The organism is Chitinophaga varians (assembly GCF_014529945.1).
Lineage (GTDB): Bacteria > Bacteroidota > Bacteroidia > Chitinophagales > Chitinophagaceae > Chitinophaga > Chitinophaga varians.
Window position 1 is genome coordinate 711,095 of the sequence record NZ_JACVFB010000004.1, and the last position, 26,043, is coordinate 737,137.

Here is a 26,043-nt window from a genome sequence, read left to right on the forward strand (position 1 = left end):
AACGCCCCAACAATTATGCCCTCGTATGCTTATTGTACCCGTCTCAGCATGGGACAGGATAGTTGCCCGGGATAATTGCCCTAATTTACCTTTCGTATTACTGCATGATAAAATTCCACATGATGCCAGAGAAGCCACTGATCGTATCAACCAACGGGCTGAGATAGCCTGAATCCAAAAAAAATGTCGTATAACCGTTGCTGTTACACGGAGCTGTAGCCCGTGCCGGGACAGTTGTGCCTGAAATTGTCCGATAGTCAAAAATTTATTGTTCAACAAAAGATTTCACGTTATGTCTAAACGTTATGCACGTCTATGGCTGTGGCATCGCCATGTCTGGTTATATGGACTGTTGCCGTTGCTATGCTGCCAGCACCTGCTGGCGCAGCAGAAACAGATTACCGGCATCGTTTCGGATAGTGCCGCCGGCGCCCTCACAGGGGTGACGGTACAGGTGTTGGGAAAAGCCATCGGTACTCAAACGGATGCCAGAGGCGCCTTTCACATTACCGCGTCACCAGGTGAAACGCTGGCTTTCCGTTTTATCGGTTATGAAGAAAAAAGGGTGGTAGTAGGTACGCAGGCGGTGATCCATGTGCTGTTGACATCCAATACGGCCGGCCTGAGTGAAGTGGTGGTCATCGGTTATGGCGCCCGCCAGAAGAAAGACCTCACCGGCGCGGTGGCCACGCTGAACAGTAAACAGATGCAGGACCTGCCGGTGGCAGGGGTAGACCAGAAACTGACAGGCCAGATACCAGGCGTACAGGTGAGCACCGTTTCCGGTACGCCCGGCGGCGGCGCTGCTATTAAAATCCGCGGTTCCGGCTCCTTCGGCGCCAGCAGCGATCCCCTCTTCGTCATCGATGGTTTCCCGATAGCGGCCAGCTTCGGTCAACAAGCCAGCCCATTGGGCTTCATCAATCCTGATGACATCGACAATATCACTGTCCTGAAAGATGCTTCTTCTACGGCCATCTACGGCAGCCGCGGCTCCAACGGCGTAGCGATCGTGACCACAAAGAAAGGCCGGAAAGGCATGCCGCTGGTACAGGTCAATAGTTACTACGGTATACAGGAAGTACCGCAGAAAGGCAGGCCGCAAATGCTAAACGCACGTGAGTTCGCACAGTTCAGAAAAGATATCATCGTAGATGATTTTGCCTCCCGCGGCCAAACGGCCACCGACGCGGATATCCCGGAGGAATACCGGAACCCTGAACAATACGGCGAAGGCACCAGCTGGTACAATATGGTATTACGCAACGCGCCGCAACATAATACAACCGTCAGCGTTAGTGGCGGATCGGAAAATACACGGTATTATTTCTCCTTTGGCTATTTTAAACAGGATGGCGTGCTGCGGTATACGGGCTACGATCGATACACGGTCAGGGCCAACATCGAAAGTAATGTAGGGCGTAAAATAAAGATAGGCCTCAACCTCGCGCCAACTTACCATACGCAGGCGGTCAATGACTTTGAAAACGGTTTTACCGATGTGCTCACCCGCAGCCTGTGGCTTAGTCCCCTGATTCCGGTAACGGATAAAAACGGCGCCCGCACCCCTTACATCAGTTCTCCCGGGATGTTCAGCGCGGCTAATCCGCTCAACTCCCTCGAATATGGCGCTACGAAGATAAAGTCGCTTACCGGGCTGGCCACAGCCTACGCGGAATACGAAATCATTCCCGGCCTGAAAGCGAAAGGCAGTTTTAACGTCAGCTACGGCAACGGGTCTACGTTTGTCTTCAATCCGTCTTTTCTCGGTGGCGTGAACAACCCGCCGCCCGGCATTCCGAATTCTTCGCAGTCTAAAGCCAACGGCCTGAACTGGCTCGGTGAAATGTTGCTCACCTATGATCGTACTTTTCACAAAGACCATTCGCTCAACGTGGTGCTGGGCTACACGGCCCAGAAATCCCGGGAAGATGCGCTGGTGATCAATGCCGGTAACTACCCGGATGATCTGATAAAGCCCATCGGCGCAGCGGCCACTATTCCGTCCTACTCACAGGATGTGCAGGAATGGGCCATCCTCTCTTACCTGGGACGAATCAATTATGCTTATAAAGACAAATACCTGTTCACGGCTACGGTCCGTTCTGATGGCTCCTCCCGCTTCGGCTATAACACCCGCTACGGTACCTTTCCTTCCGCCGCCATCGCCTGGAGGGCCTCGGAAGAGCCGTTCCTGAAACAGGTGTCCTGGCTCAGCGACCTGAAAGCCAGGGTGAGCTATGGCCTCTCGGGCAACTATAACATCGGTAACTATACGTATATGTCTAACGTGGTCACCAACAACTATGTGCTGGGCAATCAGATCGCCAGCGGCCGCGCTACTTCTTCCCTGAGCAATCCGGACCTCACCTGGGAGGAGTCTTCCCAGCTGGACGCAGGCGTGGACGTAGGGCTCTTCCGTAATCGTATAACCGTCACCGTGGATTATTACAAACGCCTTACCAAAGGGATGTTGTATAATTCAGAGATACCCTTGTCTTCCGGCTATACAAACGTGATCATCAACGCCGGCAAGGTGGAGAACCATGGACTGGAAGTGGGGGTGGGCAGCGAGAATATCACCGGCGCTTTCACGTGGACCACCAACGCGAACATTGCGTTCAACCGCAACAAGGTACTGGCGCTCAATGACCGCAACGATCCTATCTACAGCGGCAGGAGCGGTGAAGGGTCTTTTACCCACATCACAGAAGTAGGCAAGCCCGTGGGCCTGTTTTATGGCTATGTGGTGGAGGGGGTGTATAAAGATCAGGAAGACCTGAACAAATCGCCCAAACACGTCACCTCCGTGGTGGGTTCTATCAAATACAAAGACGTGGACGGCAACGGCGTAATAGAGCCGGTCAATGATTTTGCTATCATCGGCGATCCCAATCCCAAATTTGTCTGGGGCCTGACCAATCATTTCTCTTTTAAAGGCATTGACCTCGGTATTGTGCTGACCGGCGCACAGGGCGGACAGGTGCTGAAAACGGCCAACCAGTACCTGCAAAATATCGATGGGATTTTTAATACCGACCGTAGTGTATTGAACCGCTGGCGGTCTCCTCAACAACCGGGAGATGGTAAAACACCCACCACTAATGGCGCCCGTGTGATTTATCGGGATGTGAATTCCTCCTGGGTGGAAGACGGTTCCTTTATGCGCATACAGAATATCACCTTGGGATATAACCTGAACAAAGCATGGTTGCAACGGACCCGATTCATTTCACAGGCACGTATATACGCCGGTGTACAGAACCTGCATACGTTTACCCGCTATTCCGGCGCCAATCCGGAAGTAAGCCGGAAAACAGTGTCCGGTAACGCCACCAGTACAGCGTTGACGCCGGGAGAGGATTTCACCAACTATCCGCTGGCAAGGACTTACACCCTGGGTATTAACCTGTCTTTTTAAAAAGTAAAAATGTGTCTTATGAAAAGGGCTCACTATTTTTTATGTTTTGCGATATGTTTATGCAGCTGTGGCAAGCGTTTTCTGGACCTCAATCCGGAGACCTCCATCAATGGCGCTGCTTTTTATAAATCAGAAGGGGAGATAGAACAGGCTGTCAACGGCACTTATAATATGCTGCAACCATTAGCTTCAGAGAGCTATTGGATTTTCGGGGAGATGCGCTCAGACAATACCGCTTTCCAGTATAATACGGCCGACAGGGGCCATGAGCAGTGGGAGTTTGTGGATGAGTTCCTGGTGGGCGCCACTGCTGAATGTATCACCAATTTCTGGAAAAACAGTTATGTCGGTATCTCAAGGGCCAATGATGTCCTGGATAATATTCCCAACATCAAATCATTTTCATCCGGTAAGCAGGACCAATATACGGGGGAGGCAGAATTTCTCCGGGCTTTTCACTATTTTAACCTCGTGCGCCAGTTTGGTGGTGTGCCGCTGCGGGAACATTCGGTGGTAGCCCCCGGCGGCGCGCTCTCGAAAGGACGGGCATCGGTGGAGGAGGTCTATGCACGCATCATCGCAGACCTGACGGATGCAGCGGCCAGGCTGCCGGTGGCCTATACCGGCGCTGCTGTGGGAAGGGCTACTTCCGGCGCCGCCTATACGCTGCTCGGCAAAGTATACCTGACCCGTCATCAATACAGTGAGGCCCTCACGGCCCTCAAAAAGGTAAGTGCACTGGGATACAGCTTAGTTCCAAACTACGCGGATAATTTTGAACCAGGAAAAAAGAACGGACCAGAATCGATATTTGAAATACAATACCTGGGTTCGCAGACGGGACTGTTTAGCACGTTCATGTACATCTTTGCGCCGTATACTTCGGGCAGCGCCGTCACCGGCGATAGCAAGACCAGCATCAACGGTAGCGGCTCCGGCTGGAATATTCCCACTACGGATATGATCAGCGCTTATGAACCGGGCGATAAACGAAAGGAGGTGTCGATGGCGGAAGGCTATAAAGCGGCCAATGGCTCCTTTGTGGCCATTCCATACGTGAAGAAATACAATCACGGCTATACGGAAGTGGGCCGTACCAATGATAACTTTCCCGTACTCCGCTATGCTGATGTGCTGTTGATGATCGCAGAGTGTTTGAACGAGCAGGCTTTTGTGGCTAACGGAGAAGCCTTTGACCTGTTGAATCAGGTGAGGCTCCGAGCCGGTTTACCGAAGAAAACTGCCGGAAACCCGGACCCTGCGCTGAATATCGCCAGCCAGGAAGATTTCCGGAAAGCCGTATATCATGAAAGACAGGTGGAGCTGGCCTTTGAAAATCACCGCTGGTACGATCTGGTACGCACCGGCAAAGCGGTGGAAACCTTGAATGCGCACGGCCTCCGGGAGAAACAACAGAAAAATTATATACCGGGCAACGCCTATCAGGTGACCACGAACCGGTTGCTGTTGCCCATCCCTCAAACGGATATCAACCTGGATAACCTGACTCAAAACCCGCAATAGTATTCAAAATCTTTTATCATGATCAGACAGATTGTTCTTTTGTTATTGTTTATTACGGTGTCCTGTGCCGCACAAACGGGCCAGACAACGTTGGCCCGTTTACGTTGTGAATACCGTGAAAACCCACTGGGCATCGATGCCACCACGCCCCGTTTGAGCTGGGAGATCACCAGCGGCAAACGCAACCTGATGCAGCAAGCCTATCAGATTATGGTGGCCTCTTCGTTGGCCGATCTGAAAGCTGGTAAAGCTGACCGGTGGAACTCCGGTAAAATCAGCTCGGACCAGTCCCTTGGCGTGACTTATGCCGGGAAGCCGCTGGGCACCGGTGATGCCTGCTTCTGGAAAGTAAAAGTGTGGACCAGCGACGGAAAAGAATCGGCCTGGAGCGAACCGGCATCGTGGTCGATGGGACTGTTGCGGGCGTCCGACTGGCAGGCGGTGTGGATCGGCATGGACAGCGCCTTTGCGGGCGATCGGCCTACCGATACCTTTACCCGTTTGTCGGCAAGGTACCTGAGAAAAGATTTCCGTCTCCCTAAAAAAGTAAAAAAAGCAACCGCCTATATCAGCGGGGTAGGGTTGTATGAACTGTACGTCAACGGCAGTAAAACGGGTAAAGACGTGCTGGCCCCGGGTCCTACGGAATACAACAAACGGACGTTTTACAACACCTACGATATCACGACACAACTGCAACAGGGAAATAACACCATCGGCGCTATCCTCGGCAATGGCCGTTACTTCTCCATGAGAGGCAATGGTTCAGGGTTACCGCCGATTACCAATTTCGGTTATCCTAAAATGATCTGTCAGGTGGAGGTGTTGTACGAAGATGGTTCCGGCGAGAAGATCATCACTGATAACAGCTGGAAGGTCACCGCTGCCGGTCCGCTGGGCGCCAACAACGAATATGACGGCGAAGAATATGATGCCACCAAAGAAATGCCCGGATGGAGCAAACCTGGCTTTAATGCCGCGTCCTGGCTACCGGTGCAGCTGGTGTCCAAACCTGGTGAGCTGCTGGTAGCGCAGATGAACAACAATATTCGCGTGATGGACACGGTGAAGGCGCGGCAGGTAAAAGAGATAAAACCAGGCGTGTTTATCTATGATATGGGCCAGAACTTTGTAGGGTGGGTACGGCTGAAAGTGAAAGGCCCCAAAGGTGCCGGGGTAAAGTTGCGCTTTGCTGAAAGACTAAAAGAGGATGGTTCCCTCTATATGGCCAACCTGCGCTCCGCCAGGGTAACGGACAAGTATACACTGAACGGCAAAGGGACCGAAGAATGGGAACCTCGTTTTACGTATCATGGTTTCCGTTATGTAGAGGTGACCGGTTATCCCGGGAAGCCCGACCTGTCTGCTATTGAGGGCAGGGTGGTGTATGATGACATGGCCACTACCGGCCATTTCGAAACGTCCAATGAAGTGATCAATCAGATTTACAAAAATGCTTACTGGGGTATCCGGGGCAACTACCGCGGGATGCCTACCGATTGTCCGCAGCGGGACGAGCGCATGGGGTGGCTGGGTGACCGTGCTGTTGGCGCCAGAGGAGAGGCCTTCATCTTTGGCAATCATCTGTTGTATGCCAAATGGTTGCAGGATATTGAAGATGCGCAGACACCTGAAGGCAGTGTGCCTAACGTAGCCCCGTCCTACTGGCGCATGTACTCCGATAACATGACCTGGCCGGCTGCTTACCTGATCATCGCCAACCTGATGTATGAACAGTACGGCGATGACCAGCCCATCCGCCGCCACTATGCGTCTATGAAAAAGTGGATGGCCTACATGAAAGACAAATACATGAAGGATGGTATTCTTACCAAAGACACCTATGGTGATTGGTGTATGCCGCCGGAATCACCGGAGCTGATACATTCCAAAGACCCGGCCCGTAAAACAGCCGGCGATTTCCTCGGTACAGCTTTCTATTATCACCTGCTGACGCTCCTGGAGCGCTTTGCCACCATTACCGGCAATACCGCTGATATAGCCACTTTCAAGAGCCTGGGTGAAGAAGTGAAGGCGGCCTTTAATAAGAAGTTTTTGAATCAGGAAGGCGGTTATTATGCCAACAATACACCCACTGCCAATATCTTCTCGCTGGCTTATCAGCTGGCGCCGGAAGACCGGCAAAAACAGGTTTTCCAGCATATCGCTGATAAAACGCTCCATGATTATAAAGGGCATATCAGCACCGGTTTGGTGGGAGCGGAATGGCTCATGCGCACGCTCACGGACTATGGCCGGGGAGACATCGCTTACAAACTGGCCACCAATACTACCTATCCCAGCTGGGGATATATGGCCAAAGAGGGCGCTACCACTATCTGGGAACTATGGAATGGCAATACCGCCGATCCGGCCATGAACTCCGGCAATCACGTGATGCTGCTGGGTGATCTGGTAGTGTGGTATTATCAGAACCTGGGTGCTATACAACCGGATCCTGCGGCTCCCGGATTTAAGAAGATCATCATGAAACCATTGGTAGTGGGAGATTTGAAGAAGGTAGATGCTTCCTATCATTCCGGCTATGGCCTGATTCGCAGCCACTGGGAACAGAACGGACCGTCTTTTAAATGGCGTATAAGCGTTCCTGTTAATACCACGGCTACCGTGTACGTGCCGGCAAAAGACGCTAAAGAGGTGAAGGAAGGAGGAAAGCCAATGGCCGATAATAAAGACGTGAAGTTCTTAAGAATGGAAGAAGGGTATGCGGTGTATGAAATTCCTTCAGGGAACTATGATATACAGCATGATTTCTGATGCTCCTGACGCGTGGAGATAAGCGCGATGAAAATGCCCCCATTGGCTTGCTGCCAGTGGGGGCATTTTCAATTATGGATTAATACGCAGGGCGTCTTCCCATTTTAGTCTGCCTGGAAATCCCCAGCTTTCTTTTGTTGGATCACAGAAGTCACCATGGGAGCGCATTTCAGCATAGAGCAATGTGCGCAGGGCAGTAACTTTTTTCTGATAGGATTTTTCCTGCGCGAGATTATGTTTTTCCAGGGGGTCTTTGGAGAGATCAAACAGTTGTACCGGATGTTGGCCATCCACATTGTATTCAATCAGTTTCAGGCTATCTTTTACAATCGCCCGTTGCAGATTGGAGTATGTCAGAAACAGCAGCGGACGGCCCTGGAAACCGGATTGAGTGAAAGCTTTATGTACGGATTGTCCGCTTACCGTGGCAGGTTGCGGCATGCCGGTCATATCGCATAAGGTAGAGAATACATCACTCAGGTAACAATAGGCATCGGTTTGGCGATTGGCCGGAATGCCAGGGCCGCAAAAGACCAGCGGTACCCGCATGGAATGATCATAGAGATTTTGTTTGCCGAGTAGTCCATGTTGCCCTACGGCCAGGCCATTATCTCCCGCAAATACGATAATGGTGTTTTCATATTGACCGCTTTCGCGCAGTGCCTGCAATACGCGGCCTATTTCATGGTCCACCTCACTGATCATGGCGTAGTATTTGGCTATTTCCTGTTTTACGGCGCCGGGATCACGAGGCGTAGGCAGTAGTTGCTCATCGCGCACCGTCAGTTCTCCGTTATCGAAAGGATGGCGGGGCAGGAAGTTGCCCGGTAATGCGATGCGGGACGTATCGTAGCGGGAGAGGTATTCAGCCGGTGGTGTACGCGGATCGTGCGGCGCGGTAAAGGCCACATACATCAGGAAGGGCTGCTGTTGCGGTTCCCGGAGGAAACGAATGGCGGCGTCCGCATAGTATATGGAAGAGAACTGGTTACCGGCAAAAGCGTTGTTGTATTTCCCGGTGCTGTCGTAGTGATGGAGGCGCGGTGTCCAGTGACCGCCTGTTTTCTCCTGGTGCATACCGCCCATGAAGATGTTGTCGCCACTGGCGAAGGAGCGGTTAAAAGAGGCGAAATCACTGTGCCATTTGCCCGTAGCGAAGGTGTGGTAACCATGTTCGCGGAATACTTCCGGGAAGGTCTTTTCTGTGGCAGGAATCAGGCCGCCGTCTTTATGTACCTGGAAAACAGAGCGGCCGGTCAGCAGCATGGCGCGACTGGGCGCACACACGGCGCCGCCGAGGGAGCCCATGATATGGGCCTGCCGGAAAGTAGTGCCGCTTTTGACCAGCTGGTCCATGTTAGGCGTGTATACTTCCGGGTTACCCAGCGCGTGAATGGTGTTGAACCGCTGGTCGTCGGTGAAAAGTACCAGTATATTATACCGTTTACCCTGTTGTGCAAGTGCTGTCAAATGAAGCAGCAACAAGCATAACAGACATGACCATCTTGTAAAGAAAAATCGCATCATCCGTAATTTGGCTGAAAATACGCAAGTCGGCGAAGGGAGGCTGGTAGTATTTTCACCAAAATCAATGGCTGAATGTCACGCTTGTTTTTTGGGCGAGCTTTACCCGAAAGTCTCTTATAGACGTGCGGGGCGCATCTGCTGCTACCTGTCCGGTGATGATCAGGTGTTCCAGTCTGGAGCTAATGAATGCATCGCCAAGGCTATTTCTGGGATTACTAAATCCCATCACCTGTCCAATGACGCTGACGGCGGACTTCCAGCGGTTGGTGCAACGCGCCAGGACTTCATGATCATGTGCGGAAAGGTCCAAAAACTGCAGCACGCCGTTTTCATCGCATTCCCGGAGTTGCCCGGGGTGTGATACGATAGCCTGATACTCGCGGGCCAGGGCGGCGCGTGCTGTGGTAGTCAGCGGTATGGCCTGTTCAATCAGCGGCGCCAGCTGCTCCGTGGAATACATTATGATGCTGTGATGGCCATGGATGGGTGGCACTTCTGCCAGTATAACGTTAACCGGTATATTTTCCAGCCAATGACAGGCCATTCTGAGAAAAACATAGTCGTCTCCGTTACCGCTGGCGGCCCAAATAACGAGCCTGTCTACCGGCTTATCAACTAGCCTGGCCTTTAACTGTATCCAGGGTGCAAAGGCATCTGGTCCATCATCCGACCAGTTAGTGCCTTTTTTTTCGTAGTGAAGGCTTCGCTGAAATTCCTTTCTTATCAAGCCATCGTGCAGCGGGCCGGTACCGGGAATATCATTGATGGCGTAGGCGTCGCCAGTCAGCAGCTGCTTCTTTATAGCGGAAGAAAGCGCGGCGGAGGCGGTAGGGGAGGCGGTAAGATGTAAGTCTGACATAAAATTATGGGGGCTGGAAGTATGAAAATAACTGCGCTACATTTCAACCGAATTTAATACTTTAAATGTATTAACTCCCTGTATGAAAAAAATAATGGTATCCCTGTGCTTTATTTTATTGTCTGTTTTGCAAACAATGGCAACCAGGTATTCTCCTGCAGATTCGCTGAAACGCATGGTGAATGTGTCCGTCAATAATTACCCTTCCCTGAAAGGTATCTGGCTTTGGACACCCGTTATTTTCAGAGATACGTTGTATGTCTGTGGACCTGAAAAAATGTTGATGATAGACCTGAAGAAGGGGACGGTTGGCACCAATAGCAAGGTTAACGCTGCTTTAGCACCTTTGTGGGCCAGACGGTTGATGAACGCACAGGTAGTACCTACGGAAGAGGGGTTTTATTATGCCTGTAGCGATGGCGTGCGGTTGATTGCCAGAGATGGAAGATTACTCCTGTATCATAAAACGCCTCATCCGGTGATATTTGTGAATGTAAACGATCATGCCGTGATTGCCCATTGTTTGCGGGAGGTGGTGAGTATTGACAGAATTTCTCTTCAGGTACATGTGCTGAAGACAAATGATGACCTGGCCACGACAATGGGCGCTTACCTATCCTACAAGGATGGCATCTGCAGGGATGAACTGACTTTTATGGCGGAGTTTACGACAGATACTACGGGTGCCCTCGTGCGCAGGGATATTGACCTGAATGGGTTTAATAAGAAAGAGGATGCTTACTTTCTGTATGCCAACAAAGAGTTTTATGTTTATTATGATATGGAGAAGAGGGATGTTCTGTATTTCGTGAATAAACAAAATTTGAATGTACCTTTTAAGAAGATCGATATCCGAAAATATAATTTCAAACCCACCACGGCTCAGCGGGAGAAAGAAGAAGATAATCCGGGGCTGAAACTGACTTATTATAATGACGCTTTTTATCTGGTGTCCTGGAAGCAGGGCCAGTTGCAGGTCTTCACTTTTTAAATCACCCCGTCGATTTTTTATTTTTTTGTAACCAATCGGTTACTTATATTTGTAACTGAACGGTTACAAATATAATTTTATGCGCAGAGATGTTTTTCAGGCGATAGCAGACCCCACAAGAAGGGAGATCATTCATCTGTTGGCCGACAGGTCATTGAGCCTGAATATGGTGGCGGACCATTTTGATATCAGCCGCCCCGCAATATCCAAACATGTCAAGATACTGACAGAATGTGGGCTCATCATTATCCAGCAGCAGGGGAGGGAGCGCCATTGCAAGGCCAATCTGCATCAGTTGAAAGAGGTATCGGAATGGGTGGAACATTACCGCCGGTTCTGGAACAGGAAACTGGATGCACTGGAAGCTTTTCTGGAAGAAGACAGCAAAAAGAAAAAGAAGAAAAAGTAAATCATCACCTATAAATCATGTGTTATGAAAAATCAACCGCTGGTCGTTGAACGGTTACTGAATGCACCTGCCCACAAAGTTTGGGAAGCATTGACAGTGAAAGAAAAAATGAAAGCCTGGTACTTTGATGTATCTGACTTTAAACCGGAAGTAGGGTTTGCGTTTAGTTTTGTGGGCGCAGACCAGGGTGTTGAATACATCCATCATTGCGTGGTGACGGCTGTGGTACCGGACCGGAAGCTGTCTTACACCTGGAAATATGAACACTATGAAGGCGAGTCTTTGCTGACGTTTGAATTGCAGCCGGAAGGAGATAAGACCCGGCTGGTATTGACGCACGAGGGGCTGGAAACATTCCCGCAGCACCTGAAATCCTTTACCAGGGAGAGCTTCACCGGTGGCTGGAATTACTTTATCAACAATGCGTTGCCCAAATACCTGGACCCTGAATTTGTGCCGGAGCCTCAGAGTGAAACCCGGTGCTAGGATGAAAGTGCCCTGCTATGACCAGTTTCCCGGCCGAAGGACTTACATGTTGAGATAGGAAGCACACAATTTTAGATAAGATAGAAAAGCTGGGTGGCAACGTTCAACGGGCGAATGGTGCCACCCTTCAGGACATATAGCAGGGAATCACTTTCAATCACCCTCTCTGGACCAAAGACCGGGAGGGGTGGTTTTCCGGATCATTATTTTATATGCCTGACCGACCCCAACGCTCATATTTTATTATCTTGCCCCTTATGGGGCGATTTTCCTTTTCTGTATCCAATATTATTTATACCCTGCTGTTAGGGGCATTGCTGGCGATTTTATTCATCCCCGGAGGGAGAGTATGGTTTCTGCAGCAACTGATGAAAACGGGATTGTTTCAGCCGGCAGTGCCGAAAACAGACGCGGATGCCTGGCCTGCGCCGGAGATACTTTTCCGCGACGCGGCAGGGGCGCCGGTGGCGCTGTCTTCCCTGAAGGGGAAGGTGGTGTTCATCAATTTCTGGGCTACCTGGTGTCCGCCGTGCAGGGCGGAGATGCCTTCTGTGGACCGCCTGTATCGCCAATGGAAAGATAATGCCGGTATCGTGTTCTTGATCGTGGACGCCGACAGTGAGCCGGAGAAGGCTGCTGCGTTTATGCGTGACAATGGATATCAGTTGCCCGTGGCCTTTCTGGCCGGAAATGTGCCCCAAAATGTATACAGTGGTACGCTGCCTACTACCCTCATCATCGACAAGGCGGGCCGGATCGTGTTCCGGGAAACCGGCGTGGCCGACTATGGCAGTCGCCGCATGGAACAATATATTCAACAGTTACTGGCTGAAAAGCAATAGTTTTTGTAAATTTTAGGTATGGTGACCGCTAAAACCATATAGCTATCCCAAAATTGTTTACTTTTGAATAAATATTTCGTTTACATTATTTACTATGAAAACAGATTCATTAGCCAATAAAGTGTATGTAGAGCTGCGTCGTAAGATTCTTTCCAATCAACTGGTACCGGGCATGCGCCTGAAAGAAGACGTATGGGCCAAGAAAACAGAAGTGAGCCGTATGGCTGTGCGGGAAGCGCTGACAAGGCTGCTGGGCGAGAATCTGGTGGTGTTTGGAGAGAAAGGCGGTTACTTCGTAAAGTCCATGACAGCTGAAGATATCCGTCAGATCCGGGAGCTGCGTGAATTATTGGAACTGGGCGCCATCCGGATGGCCATCCACAAGATCGGCAAAGCAGACATTACAGCACTGGAAAAGATCTGTGACGATTTTACCAATATGGTGAAAAGCGGCTACATGGGCGGCGCCTGTGAAGCAGACATGAAATTCCACGAAACCCTGATCTCCCTCGCCGGCAATACCAAACTGATGGAAATATACCAGTCCAGCAATATCCCCCTGTTCCATATGAAGCTGGGCAAGATGCTGGTGCAGATGGACGATTATGAACAGACCGATGAAGAACATCGTGCTATTCTGCAGGCCCTGAAAAATAAAGACGTTAAAAAGGCGGAAGAAGCGCTGGTAAAGCATTTGCTGCGTGGAGAAGTAACCACCCTGGAAGTAGAATAACCCCTTTTCTTTTATAGGATGTCTCCCTGATTTCCCCCTCCTCACATTTTTTCTCAAATATTTTTTTGTTTACAAAATTTGAATATATTTGTAAACAGAGTAGCGAACAACTGACCGTTCCCGGCTGGTACTAAAGCTAACGTTATGTGAAACTCGCGGGCTGTGCCAACGCATCGTGTAACCGTGCCCGTCATAATTATCAACCTGTAATGCCGACATGTGTTCTTTCATTTTAGGACAGTGAACGGTTAATAAACTAAAACGCGAAAAACTCATCCTGCGCTGAAAATCTATATCGGACGGATGACATGTCAACAGCCACCGGTGCATGACTATCATGCGCACGGGATTATCTAACCATTTTATCTAACCAGAATTATGAAAGGAACACACCTTTACCTATTTGCAACCCTGCTGGCACTCGTCGCAGGTCTTTGCAAGCCACAAAAGCTGATAGCACAGGAGGTCAGGGAAATCAAAGGGACGGTGCTCGACAGCGCTACCCAGGCTGCTCTTCCGGGTGTTACGGTATTTATCAAAGGCACGCAAACCGGCGCTTCTACCAATGCGGAAGGCCACTTTACCATCCGCGCTGCCAGTGGCGATGTGCTCACCTTCTCCTACATTGGTTATGATAAAAAAGAAACGGCCATCGGTAACCGCAATAATATTTTCATCTCCCTGGCACCAAGCAAAACCACACTGAATGAAACGGTGGTCATCGGTTATGGCGCGGTAAAGAAAAGCTCCGTGACTGCCTCCGTGGCCAAAGTGGAAAATAAAATACTCGACCAGGTGCCTGCCGGTCGGCCGGAAGCTGCACTGGTAGGCCGTATGGCAGGAGTGAACATCTCCCAGTCACGCGGTCAGGCAGGATCTGCGCCCACCATCCGCATCCGCGGCATCGGTTCCATCAGCGCCGGCAACGACCCGCTGATCGTCATAGACGGTATCCCCGGCGGTAACCTCGGTATGATCAATATGAACGACGTACAGTCGGTGGAAGTACTGAAAGACGCCTCCTCCGCAGCGATCTATGGTTCCCGTGCAGCCGGCGGCGTTATCCTCGTCACCATGAAAAAAGGCGTGGCCGGTAAACCGAAATTTAACTTCAATGGCTATGCAGGCCTGGGTAAAGCAATCGTCCACAACGACTGGATCACCGGCGACGAATACTATCAGTACGCCGTTAAATACCAAAACCGCGAATACGCATGGGTGGGCGGAGACGTCTCCCTGCCGGTATGGGGCGATGCCAGAAGACCGGCTGCCTATCAGGTAAGCGACGTACTGAAAACAGGTCACACCGTATGGCAGGACGCTGTTATGCGCACGGCGCCCATCCAAAGCTACAACATCTCCGCCAGCGGCGGTACGGACAAGGCCACCTACTACGTGGCGGCTACCTATAAAGACGAACAAGGCGCCATGGTGAACACCTGGTTTAAAACCTATGGCCTCAGAGCCAATGTGGACGTGCAGGCCAGTAAGGTGGTCAGTGTAGGCTTTATGCTCAATCCTACCTATTCCAAACGCCGCTATAACCCTTCTGAGATACCTAACTATTCCAAATATCCTTCTTTCGTAGACGTGCAGCGCCCTAACGGTACCTACCCCACGGCACGCGAATACTGGGGCGCTGTGGTGACCGGACAGGTAAACCCCATGGCTACATTGCAGGGCTCTGAATACTATGGCAGCAGCATCAGCAATATCGGAGAAGCCTATCTGAAACTGAACCTCGCCAAAGGCCTGAGTTTCCGCTCTTCTGTAGGCACTACCATGGACTTCAGTAACCGCGACGAGTTCCAGGCTTCCTGGGCCACCAGCGCCGCGAAAAATTCCGGTACCGATATCACCAGCACCAACATCAACATACTCAACGAAAACGTGTTGAGCTATAACACCACGTTCAAAGGAGGCCACGATCTGTCGGCCATCGCGGGTGCTTCCTATCAACGTAACGACAGCAAGTCGGTGAACCTCTACGCGGTAGCCGGCAGCTATAATAACGATATCGTACACACGATGGGCAACGCCACCCTGGCACCCAACAGCAATACGCTCAAAAGCAAATGGGGCCTGATTTCCTACTTCACCCGTGTAAACTATGGATATAAAGATAAGTACCTGCTGTCTGCCTCCATTCGTACAGATGCCAGCTCCCGCTTTGGTCCGGATAACCGTTGGGGTTATTTCCCTTCCGTGTCCGCCGCCTGGCGTGTGAAACAGGAAAGTTTCCTGAAAGATTTCAACCCTGTCAGTGATCTGAAAGTACGGGCCAGCTGGGGCGTGACAGGCAACTTCAACATCGGCGATTTCCAATACCTCGGCCTCATGGGCAATACCTTCTATTCTCCCGGTAACGTGGTGACCAAAGGCCAGGCTGCTGTGAGCTATGGCAACAGCCAGCTCGGCTGGGAAAAAACCAAGGGCATCGACCTCGGCGCTGAGTTGTCCGTGCTCGACAACCGCATCAGCATCGTGTTCGACTACTACGACAAACGGACCACCGACCTGCTGTACAGCATGCCGGTGCCGGCCACTACCGGCTTCGCTACTACCATGACCAACATCGGGGAGATACGCAACCGCGGGATAGAGTTGGAAATAAATACCCGTAACATCACCGGTAAGTTCAACTGGCAAACATCTTTCAACTATTCCCGCAACAGGAATACGGTGGAAGATCTGGGCGGTGTCAACAATGTGATCATTGCAGACCCTTCCTCCAATATGAACTGGATACTCCGTGTAGGTGAGCCGATGTTCTCTTACTATGGTTATAAGATCAACGGTATTTACAAGGATGCTGCTGACGTGGCGGCCAATCCGGGTATTGCCGGCTCCCGTCCGGGTAATCCCAAATTTGAAGATACCGATGGTAATAAAAAGATCGATGCCAACGACAAACAGATACTGGGCAACTTCCAGCCCAAGGCCATCCTCGGAATGGTGAACAATTTCTCCTACAATAATTTTGACCTGAGCATCGCCATGCAGGCTTCCCTCGGAGCGAAAATGTACAACTACGAAAACCAGTTCTATCAGGGTTCGTTGCTGGGCGCTATGCGCCGCTCCCTGGTGGAAAACCAGTGGTGGTCGCCCTCTGACCCGGGTAACGGTAAAGTGCCGGCCAGCGCACTCAACACATTGGGATTCCAGACGATGTCTGACGCTTATATAGAAGACGCCTCCTTCCTTGCCATTCGTAACGTCAACCTGGGGTATACCCTGCCTGAAACGCTGGTCCGCAAACTGCGGGTCACCAACTTCAGGGTATACCTCTCTGCCAGCAACCTGTTCATCTTTACCAAAAAGGAATTCCATGGATATAACCCGGAAGGTTATACGAAAGGAGAGGTGAACGGGGTTGCCAGCATGCCGGGCGCCAACTACGGAGCAGAACCGATCAGCCGCATTTATGCGCTGGGATTCAATTTTAACTTCTAACCAGCAAAAGCGTATTCCATGAAAAAGAACAAACTATATATACCGGTCTTACTGCTGGCCCTGGCCGGTAGCAGCTGTACCAACAGCCTGCTGAATATGACGCCGGATTCTTCCCTGACCACCAACAACTTCTATAAAACGTCCAATGATATGGACCAGGCGGTCATCGGTATCTACAGCGGAATGCAGGACCGCAAACCGAAAGACTATCTGCTGATGGAGATGCCCGGCGATAACCTGTACATGGGCACCGCCATGCCCGGCGTAAACGATCTGGACTACCTGACCGTCAACGCTGAAAATACCGCGGTGGCTGACTTCTGGGAGAAAAGTTTTTACGGTATCGGCCGCGCGAATGCCGTACTGGAAAATATTGATCGCCCTACTGACTATGCCGCCGGTAAAAAAGAACAGTTCACCGGTGAAGCTCAATTCATGCGCGCGCTCTTTTATTTTGATCTGGTGAGACTGTTCGGTGGCGTGCCGATGGTGACTAAAACACCGACGATCAATGAAGCGAAGAACATGCCGCGCGAATCGGCCGATAAGATTTATGAACTGATCATCGCTGACCTGAAAGCGGCGATTGATTTATTACCTGCGCCAGGTATCAGAGGACGTGCCAGCAAAGGCGCTGCCACCGGTCTTCTGGGTAAAGTGTATGTATACCGGAAAGACTGGGCCAACGCGAAAATTTATCTGGAGAAAGCCCTCCGCGATTTTGGCTACCAGCTGGAGCCCAGCTTCGCCACGTTGTGGAGCCTGGCCTCAGAAGATAATAAAGAGATCATCCTCGCCATCAAATATACCGATGGCTCCAATGGCCACTCGTTGGGTATCGACTTTGCCCCGATCGGTGGTATCGCTGGTGTGGTGGGGTCCGGCAACCAGTATGCTTTCCCTTCCTGGAGCCTGAACAAAAAATATGTCGCCGGCGATAGCCGCAAAGCATCCACTATTTCGGACTATGTAGTGAAAGCCACTTCCCCGAATGATCCGCCGGCATGGGGCCCCTACGTGAAAAAATACGCCACAAAATTCACCGGGGCCACCTCCGGTCAGGACCTGCCTGTGCTGCGACTGGCGGATGTGGTCCTGCTGTATGCTGAAACGCTGTACAACAGCGGTGATAAAGCCAGCGCCCTGATACAGCTCAATGCAATAAGGGAAAGGGCTTTCGGTGATGCCTCCCACGATTATACCGCTGCGGATATCGCCAGCCCCGACAGCTTCCTCGATATCCTGTTGCTCGAAAGACAACTGGAACTGGCCTACGAAAACGAACGCTGGCCCGATCTGGTGCGTACCGGCCGCTTTATGACGGTGATGACCAGCGAAGAAAGGGATTATAACCCCGCTACCAGCACCACCACTAAAGTAACGTTGTCGCCCAAAGCCACCATGGCGGTATTTCCGGTGCCACAGCGCCAGATCGATCAGTATGCCCCTGGTGTGCTGAAACAGAACGACGGATATTAATTTCATCAATAACCAATCATACGCTTAATTGTACGGGATGTTATACCGAAAAGGAATCGTTAGACGGATAATACTGATCAGCATGGTGATAAGCTGTGGTATAATGTCCCGTGCGCAGCAGGTGACCAATGTGCGCGCTCATGGTGCCCTGGCGGATGGTAAAACAGACGACAGCAGAGCTTTTCAGAGAGCAATTGTACAGGCCCAAAAGAACGGTACACGCAAAATATTCGTTCCGAAAGGGCACTATCTGATCGCACGGCCTATTAAGTTACCTTCTTATTTTACGCTGGAAGCCAGCCCGGATGCTTATATCGAATTGAAACCCTCCTGCCATCAATACCTGTTGCAAAACGAAGACCTGATTAACGGTAACGCACATATTAAAGTAACAGGCGGCAAATGGAACGGTAACGGCTGGACACAGACACGCACCATTCGCAGTACGGTAGACAGTTCCGACTTCTGTTTCGGTATGCTCTTCTATAAAGTGCGGCAGCTGGAAGTGGGGAATTTGCAGATCGACAGCACCCGTAGCTGGGGCATTGCCTACATGGAATGTGATACCGTGCATATACACGATATCCGGTTTCAGCAAAACCCGTTTAAAGACGCGCAGCATACCAGCGCGCTTATGCAGAACGGCGACGGCGTCACCGGTGGCGGCAATCACGTGCTCATTGAAAATATCTCCGGCTTCACCAACGACGATCTGGTAGCCTTCGCTGCGGGCGGCGCTTCCTTCCAGGGAAAGATGTCGCCCTTCCCGGCCGTGGATTATCACCACGTGACGGTCCGCAATATCACCCCTGAAAATATGTACGATTCCATTCCTGCCCTGAAGGCAGTCGCTTTTTACACATTTGAAAACAGAAAAGTGAGTGACATCACGATCGATAAAGTACATGGCAACACCGCCATGGCATCGGTCCTGTTTTACAGCCTTTTCGGCAAAACCGGTTATTTTTCTCGTGTCACGATCAGAGACGTATCAGGCGCCAATGTATATGGCCGCGCTACGCAGCCGCAATTACCCACGGTATATGGCATCATCAGCGTTAAACAATCGGTGATAGACCGGCTGGATATCAGTGGCGTGAGCCGGGAAGAAAACCGTTATGCCAATCCTCAGTTTTTATTTGACGAAAATACTGTTATCGATTCTCTCATGATAAACCAGGTAGACATCCGGCATCGGCATATCCAGGGCAACCTGCTACTGCAGTCGGCCGGTGCGGTCATCAAAAACAGCCGTATCAACGGGGTGTCCATCCAGAACAGGGAATAGGTGAGATTTTACATAAAATTTTAACAGCATCGCTATTATGAACGCATGGCCCAAATCATCCTCGCTTTTAAAGAGCAATGAACAATGGATACCCGGTGGGGTGGTATCGCTGAACCGTAAGTCAGACCCCAATATTTGTTTTGTCAGCGGACAAGGCAGCCGGGTCACAGACCTCGAAGGAAATGAATACATCGATTACCAGGCTGGCTTTGCCGCCTCGTTTCTGGGACACAACGATCCGGACGTCAACAAGGCAGTACGCGCCGCGCTGGACAACGCCACGCTGCTCATGGGCGCCGGTCCCACCAACCTCGAGGGCGAATTCGCGCAGCTTTTCTGCGACAGCGTGCCCTCGGCAGAAAGCATCGAAATCACGACCACCGGTTCTGAAGCAACGTATCACGCTATTCGTATAGCCCGTGCCGTTACCGGTAAAAATCATATCATCGTCATGCAGGGCGGATACAATGGGTGGCACAACGATGTGGCCTGCAATGTGATCAGCAGCCTCGCGGATGTGGGCGAGCGCGTAAGCCCGGGCGAATATCCGTTCGATTCCCTCTCTGCCGGTATTCCGGATGGCCATTCTGAACTGGTGCATGTGATCAACTATAACGATATCGCTTCTGTGGAGTATATCCTGCACCGTTATCCCGTAGCGGGCATATTGCTGGAGCCTGTCTTACAGAACATCGGGGTGGTGAAGCCACAGCCGGGTTACCTGGAGGCATTACGCCGACTGGCCGATGAACACGGATTCCTGTTGATATTTGATGAAGTGAAAACAGGGTTCCGTCATGCGTTGGGTGGTTATCAGCAACTCTGCGGCGTTACGCCCGACCTGAGCACTTTCGGTAAAGCGGTGGCCAATGGCTATCCGGTGGGGGTGATCGCCGGAAAGAAAAAATATATGGATTATTTTATTCATCCTGAGAAAAGCAAAAAAGTACTGATAGCCGGCACTTTCAATGCGCATCCGCTGACAACGGCAGCAGCCATTGCTACGGTACGGAAGCTGGCTTCCACGGAGTTTAAAGTGTATGATCATGTGAATGCATTAGGACAGCTGCTGGAAAGCGGCTTAGAGGATATTTTCAGCACTTCCGGCCGGCCTTTTCATATTGCCCGTCAGGGGTCCGCTTTTTGTGTGTATTTTATGGACCATCAGCCGGTGGACTATCATGACATATTGAAACACCACGATTTTGCGTTTGATAAAACATACCGTCTGAAACTGATAGAAAAAGGAATCTTTAACTTCCCGTTACCGATCAAACAGGGCAGTATCTCTTACGCACATACGACCAAAGACATTGAAGAAACATTAGAGAAAACCAAATCAATATTGTCAGCGCTATGAAGATAACGGCAATAGAAACACAGGTTTGTCACGCGCGGATGCGTAACTGGATCTTTATCAAAATCGTGACAGACCAGCCCGGCCTGTGGGGTTGGGGCGAAGCCACGCTGGAATGGCATACCAGAGCAGTAGTAGGCGCCGTGGAAGATATCAGTCAGCTGTTGATCGGTGAAGACCCGCGGCGTATTGAATACCTGTGGCAGATGATGTACCGCCAGCACTTTTGGCATGGCAACGGTATCGTTCGCGGCACCGCTATCAGCGGCATCGACATCGCGCTCTGGGATATCCTCGGGAAAATACATGGGGTGCCCTGTCATGAACTGTGGGGTGGCCGCGTAAGAGATTATATCCGCCTGTATTGTCATCTGGGCGGTGGTAAGATGGAAGACTTTTATGAAACACGCCCGGATGATGCGGCCCGTTTCGGTGAGCTGGCGTCCCGCGCGGTGGACGATGGTTTTACCGCCTTTAAATCGATGGCAGTGCCGGAAACGATGCCACTGGAAGGATTGAAACCTGTCCGTTATGCAGAGGCCTGCGTGCGCGCCATGCGGGAGGCGGTGGGAGAAGATGTGGATATCATGGTGGACTGCCACGCCCGTCCCAGCCCGCTGATGGGGCTTCAATTCGCGAAGGCGCTGGAGCCGTATGGTTTGTATTTCTTTGAAGAGCCTTGCTGGCCCGAAACGATGGAAGACATTGCCCGTATACAGCGTGCCGTGAAAACGCCGATTGCCAGCGGTGAAAGGCTGGTAGGCGTCCACGCTTTCCGGGATATGTTGGAGAAACGCGCCGTAAGCGTGATTCAGCCAGACATTACCCATTGCGGCGGATTAAGTGAGGTGCGGAGAATAGCTGCGCTGGCGGAAGCCTATCGCGTGGCGGTAGCGCCGCACAACCCGCAGGGGCCGGTGAGCACCGCCGCTTCTATTGAGCTGGGCTTTGCTACGCCTTCCTATGCCATCTGTGAAAGTGTCCACAACGACGTGCCGTGGCGCGAAGAAGTGGTGAGCGAAGGATTTACCGTAGAGAAAAAAGGACGGATCGTAAAACCGAACCACCGTCCGGGTTTGGGGATAGAGATCAATGAAGAAGCAGTGAAAAAACATCCTTTCCAACAGGAGGTGTTACAGCGGACGTTTTATAAAGATGGTAGTGTAGGTGACTGGTAAAACAGCAGTTATGGAAAAACAATTGGAAAAGAAAACAGTCCTGATCAGTGGCGCGCTGGGCGACATTGGCAGGGCTGTGGCCCTGGCGTTTGCCGCACAGGGCGCCGGCGTGGCGCTGGGGGATATACAACCCGAAGCGGCAGCACAGGCATTACTGGACGAACTGGCGTCGATGGGCGTCCCTTGTCACTATGCACAGGTGGACGTGTCCGATGCCGTGGCGGTAGACCGCTGGCTACAGGCCGCGGAGGCAGCATTGGGACTGGTGAGTATGGTAGTCGCCAATGCTGCTACTGTCACGATATCGGGCCTTTATCAGATCACGGCGGAGCAGTGGAGCAAAGAGCTGCGGGTGAACCTCGACGGTGCTTTTCATGTGGCCCGTGCAGTAACAGCCCGTATGCTGCAACAGCGTGTAACCGGCAGCGTAGTATTCGTGGGCAGCTGGGCGGCCGAAGTGGCCCATAGCCATATCCCCGCGTATTCCGTATCCAAAGCAGGTCTGCGCATGTTGTCCAAATGCATGGCGCTGGAACTGGCACCACATGGTATTATGGTCAACGAGATCGCGCCGGGCTACGTGGATGCAGGCCTTAGCCGCGTGGTATGGGAGCAGGCGCCAGAACAGAAAGAAAACGCGCGCCTGAAAACACCCGTGCGGCAGTTGATCACGCCGCAGCAGGTAGCACGTGAAGTGGTGCGTCTCTGCGATCCGGAAAACAGGCATATCACCGGTAGCGTGCTGCTGATGGATGGTGGCCTGTCTCTATTGTAACAAACCAACAACATGACGAACTATCACGGAACCATAGGCATCGCCAGAGCTGATATCACGCCGCCGGTGGGCATCTTCGCCCGCAACTGGGGAGCGGCCACACATGATGTGGCTGCCGGGGTGCATATGCCGCTGACCCTTACCTGTATTACTTTTCAGACAGATGAAAAGACACCGCCGCTGGTGCTCATCTCCGCTGACCTCGGGTGGTGGAAGAGCGCTGCGGACGAAAGAAATTTACGGCATGGCATCCTGAAAGCGTTGTCACTGCCGGAAGAACGATTGATGTTCTGTTTGACCCATACCCACGCAGGCCCCAGCACCTTCAGCGAAGATGCTGGCAAGCCTGGTGGTCATCTGATTATCCCTTTTCTGCAACAGCTGCAGGAAACGGCCGTCCGGGCAGCCCGTGAAGCCATGGCTGCTGCTCAACCGGCTACGCTTACCTGGCAGTACGGTAGTTGCAACCTGGCGGTGGACCGCGATTTTCCCGAACCGGGGGGCGACAGGCTGGTGGTAGGCTACAACCCGGCAGGCCTGGCAGATGATACATTGCTGGCCGGTCGTATCACTAACGCCGACGGCTATATTATCGGAACTATTGTAAACTATGCCTGCCATCCTACTACGCTGGCGTGGGACAACCAGCTGCTGTCGCCCGATTACATCGGTGGCATGCGCAGCGTGGTAGAACCGGCTACCGGCGCACCCTGCCTGTTTTTGCAGGGCGCCTCCGGTGAACTGTCGCCCGCCGAGCAATACAGCGGTGACACGTCGTTGGCCGACGGCTACGGCCGCCAATTGGGCTTTGCGGTATTGTCCACACTGGAAGGCATGTTACCGCCCAATACGGAACTGGCCTTCACCGGAGTGGTGGAATCCGGCGCTTCCCTGGCTATCTGGAAGAAATCACCTGCGCCTCCGGATACCACTTTGATGGCGGAGATGACCACCGTGGAGATGAGGCTGAAGCCGATGCCTTCTCTGGCGGAAATAGAAGCCGCCTGGGCTACGTGTGAAGACCATGTGATCAAAGAACGGTTATGGCGGCAACGTGGTATTCGTAAAACGGTGGGAGAGGGTACTATCGCTAACATGCCGTTATGGATATGGCGACTGGGCAATACGATACTGGCTGGCCAGCCGAACGAAGCATATTCCGACTTTCAGCTGGAATTACGCCGGGAGCTGGCGCCGGCAGCGGTGGCCGTGATGAACATCGTAAACGGCTACGCCGGTTATCTGCCGCCGGTAGCATCGTTTAACCATCAAAGTTATGCGGTATGGCAAACGCCTTTTGAGAAAGGCTCACTGGAGCAACTGATACGCTCCGCCACCACTATTTCACAACGAATGATCCGAACCGCATGAACCTCAACCTGACTTTACTTGATGCTGTTATCTTCGGCGCTTATATCCTCGGCGTTATTGGCCTGGGTATCTATGCTTCCCGGAAGGCACAGCAGACTAAACGTGATTATTTTCTCGCAGGGGATAAACTGCCCTGGTGGATGATCGGCGGCAGTATCATCGCCGCCAATATCAGCAGCCACCATCTGGTAGGCGCTATGGGCATGGCTTACAGCCGGGGCTTTGTGGCCATCGCCATGGAATGGGGCGCTATCCTCATGGGATTTAACGCGCTGCTATGGATATTCCTGCCCTTTTATATCCGCAACGGTTTTTATACCGTGCCGGAATTTCTGGAAAAACGTTTCGGCACAGCGGCAAGGGCCACCTATGCAGGCCTGATCCTGTTGACTTACGTACTTGTGGAAATCAGCGCAGTATTGTATCTCGGCGCATTGTCCTTACACTCGCTGTTGGGCATCTCTGTGATGACCTGCGTGGTGATACTGGCGGTCATCACCGGCATATATACCATCGCAGGCGGATTACGCGCGGTGATATATACTGAAATGTTGCAGTTGATCGTGTTGGTGATGGGCGGTATTGCACTTACCATTGCTACGGTAAACGCTGCCGGCGGCGTGAGTGCTGTCACTGATACGATGAAGGACTGGGACCTGATCCTGCCGGCAAACGACCCGGATTTTCCGTGGACCATGTATCTCGGCGGTGTGCTTTGTATCAGCGTATTTTATTGTGCTACGAATCAGTTTATTGTGCAACGGGTACTGGCAGCGAAAAACGAATGGCATGCCCGGATGGGCGTGGTGTTTGGCGACTACCTGAAGTTCCTGGTGCCGTTGATTATCACCGTGCCGGCGCTGGTGGCGCCGAAGCTTTTTCCTGACCTGGAAAAACCGGACCTGCTGTTTCCCACGCTGGTGGAGAAGTTGCTGCCTACCGGTCTCGTTGGACTGGTCATGGCAGGCCTCATCGCAGCGGTGATGTCACATCTTTCCGGTGCTATCAATTCCTGCACTACCATCCTGACGGTAGATATCTATCTGCCTTATTTCCGTAAGAAAGCCACAGAAGCAGAAGCGGTGCGTTTCGGCCGCTGGGCCGGTGCCGCCATCATCGTGATTGGGATTCTGTGCACCGGTTTGTTCCTGACACAATCCAAAAAACCGGTGTTCCTGTATCTGATGAATGCCTATGGATTGTTTACACCCGGCATCGCAGCGATGTTCCTGCTGGGCATCCTGTGGAAACGCACTACACACGCCGGCGCGCTGGCGGCAGGTATTCTCACCATTCCGATGTCTGTTGCCATGGAGATGATTTTCCCGGCGATGCCTTTCTTTAACCGCACCGGTATTGTTTTCTGGACCTGTGTGGCATTGTGTGTAGTAGTCAGTCTGCTGACGAAACCGGTACCCGAAGCGCAACTACAAGGACTGATCTGGAACCGCGAAAGCCTGAAGCTGCCGGCCGATCTGTTACAACAGTCGCGGGGCATACGTAATCCTACCTTGTGGTGGGCGCTGATAACAGGCGTGGTGCTGTACTTCTATATCGTATATGCGTAACAGT

At 51.8% G+C, this 26,043-nt stretch carries 18 protein-coding genes; 16 read left to right on the forward strand and 2 right to left on the reverse strand.

Annotated features, from left to right (window positions below):
- The first annotated feature begins 292 nt into the window (after positions 1–292).
- From ICL55_RS23215 to ICL55_RS23225, 3 genes are read left to right on the forward strand one after another with little or no spacing between them, the layout of a single operon-like run.
- On the forward strand, positions 293–3,421 hold the full coding sequence (locus ICL55_RS23215; protein ID WP_188101853.1) for a SusC/RagA family TonB-linked outer membrane protein: 3,129 nt from the start codon (positions 293–295) through the stop codon (positions 3,419–3,421).
- Positions 3,422–3,439: 18 nt separating this feature from the next.
- Positions 3,440–4,945 carry a RagB/SusD family nutrient uptake outer membrane protein gene (locus tag ICL55_RS23220; RefSeq protein ID WP_188101855.1) on the forward strand — a complete coding sequence of 502 codons (1,506 nt, stop codon included), beginning with the start codon at positions 3,440–3,442 and terminating at the stop codon, positions 4,943–4,945.
- An 18-nt stretch (positions 4,946–4,963) separates the two neighbouring features.
- On the forward strand, positions 4,964–7,723 hold the full coding sequence (locus ICL55_RS23225; RefSeq protein ID WP_223151555.1) for a glycoside hydrolase family 78 protein: 2,760 nt from the start codon (positions 4,964–4,966) through the stop codon (positions 7,721–7,723).
- Positions 7,724–7,795: 72 nt separating this feature from the next.
- Here ICL55_RS23225 and ICL55_RS23230 read toward each other — a convergent pair whose 3' ends face one another.
- Together ICL55_RS23230 and ICL55_RS23235 are read right to left on the reverse strand one after the other, a co-directional pair.
- A complete protein-coding gene (locus tag ICL55_RS23230) occupies positions 7,796–9,193 on the reverse strand; it encodes a sulfatase family protein (RefSeq protein ID WP_223151556.1) in 1,398 nt (465 codons plus the stop codon).
- A 118-nt stretch (positions 9,194–9,311) separates the two neighbouring features.
- Positions 9,312–10,109: a DUF3658 domain-containing protein gene (locus tag ICL55_RS23235; protein ID WP_188101859.1), complete on the reverse strand. Its 798-nt coding sequence runs from the start codon at positions 10,107–10,109 to the stop codon at positions 9,312–9,314.
- A 136-nt stretch (positions 10,110–10,245) separates the two neighbouring features.
- Here ICL55_RS23235 and ICL55_RS23240 point away from each other — a divergent pair, with 136 nt between their 5' ends.
- The 13 genes from ICL55_RS23240 to ICL55_RS23300 all read left to right on the forward strand — a co-directional run bounded on the left by ICL55_RS23240 (position 10,246) and on the right by ICL55_RS23300 (position 26,039).
- Complete coding sequence (locus ICL55_RS23240; protein WP_188101862.1) at positions 10,246–11,100, forward strand: hypothetical protein; 855 nt, start codon at positions 10,246–10,248, stop codon at positions 11,098–11,100.
- A gap of 79 nt (positions 11,101–11,179) precedes the next feature.
- A complete protein-coding gene (locus tag ICL55_RS23245) occupies positions 11,180–11,509 on the forward strand; it encodes an ArsR/SmtB family transcription factor (protein WP_188101864.1) in 330 nt (109 codons plus the stop codon).
- A 24-nt stretch (positions 11,510–11,533) separates the two neighbouring features.
- Positions 11,534–11,995: an SRPBCC family protein gene (locus ICL55_RS23250; protein ID WP_188101867.1), complete on the forward strand. Its 462-nt coding sequence runs from the start codon at positions 11,534–11,536 to the stop codon at positions 11,993–11,995.
- Between the two features lie 257 nt (positions 11,996–12,252).
- Positions 12,253–12,837 (forward strand): TlpA family protein disulfide reductase, encoded by a 585-nt coding sequence (locus ICL55_RS23255; RefSeq protein WP_188101870.1) that lies wholly within the window; start codon positions 12,253–12,255, stop codon positions 12,835–12,837.
- A gap of 94 nt (positions 12,838–12,931) precedes the next feature.
- Positions 12,932–13,570 carry a GntR family transcriptional regulator gene (locus ICL55_RS23260; protein WP_188101872.1) on the forward strand — a complete coding sequence of 213 codons (639 nt, stop codon included), beginning with the start codon at positions 12,932–12,934 and terminating at the stop codon, positions 13,568–13,570.
- A gap of 378 nt (positions 13,571–13,948) precedes the next feature.
- Complete coding sequence (locus tag ICL55_RS23265) at positions 13,949–17,023, forward strand: SusC/RagA family TonB-linked outer membrane protein (RefSeq protein WP_188101873.1); 3,075 nt, start codon at positions 13,949–13,951, stop codon at positions 17,021–17,023.
- Between the two features lie 18 nt (positions 17,024–17,041).
- Entirely contained in the window at positions 17,042–18,502 is a 1,461-nt protein-coding gene (locus ICL55_RS23270) for a RagB/SusD family nutrient uptake outer membrane protein (RefSeq protein WP_188101874.1), read from the forward strand.
- An 82-nt stretch (positions 18,503–18,584) separates the two neighbouring features.
- Positions 18,585–19,790: a glycosyl hydrolase family 28-related protein gene (locus ICL55_RS23275; RefSeq protein WP_188101875.1), complete on the forward strand. Its 1,206-nt coding sequence runs from the start codon at positions 18,585–18,587 to the stop codon at positions 19,788–19,790.
- 37 nt (positions 19,791–19,827) lie between these two features.
- The gene (locus ICL55_RS23280) at positions 19,828–21,150 is read left to right on the forward strand and encodes an aspartate aminotransferase family protein (protein WP_188101876.1); all 1,323 of its coding nucleotides are present in this window, start codon (positions 19,828–19,830) and stop codon (positions 21,148–21,150) included.
- Positions 21,147–22,325 (forward strand): galactonate dehydratase, encoded by a 1,179-nt coding sequence (gene dgoD, locus ICL55_RS23285; protein WP_188101877.1) that lies wholly within the window; start codon positions 21,147–21,149, stop codon positions 22,323–22,325. The genes ICL55_RS23280 and dgoD overlap by 4 nt, the downstream gene beginning before the upstream one ends.
- A 10-nt stretch (positions 22,326–22,335) precedes the next feature.
- Positions 22,336–23,100: an SDR family NAD(P)-dependent oxidoreductase gene (locus ICL55_RS23290; RefSeq protein WP_188101878.1), complete on the forward strand. Its 765-nt coding sequence runs from the start codon at positions 22,336–22,338 to the stop codon at positions 23,098–23,100.
- Positions 23,101–23,112: 12 nt separating this feature from the next.
- The gene (locus tag ICL55_RS23295) at positions 23,113–24,471 is read left to right on the forward strand and encodes a hypothetical protein (RefSeq protein WP_188101879.1); all 1,359 of its coding nucleotides are present in this window, start codon (positions 23,113–23,115) and stop codon (positions 24,469–24,471) included.
- Positions 24,468–26,039, forward strand: coding sequence for an SLC5 family protein (locus ICL55_RS23300; RefSeq protein ID WP_188101880.1), 1,572 nt, complete (start codon positions 24,468–24,470; stop codon positions 26,037–26,039). The genes ICL55_RS23295 and ICL55_RS23300 overlap by 4 nt, the downstream gene beginning before the upstream one ends.
- The last annotated feature ends 4 nt before the right edge of the window (positions 26,040–26,043 follow it).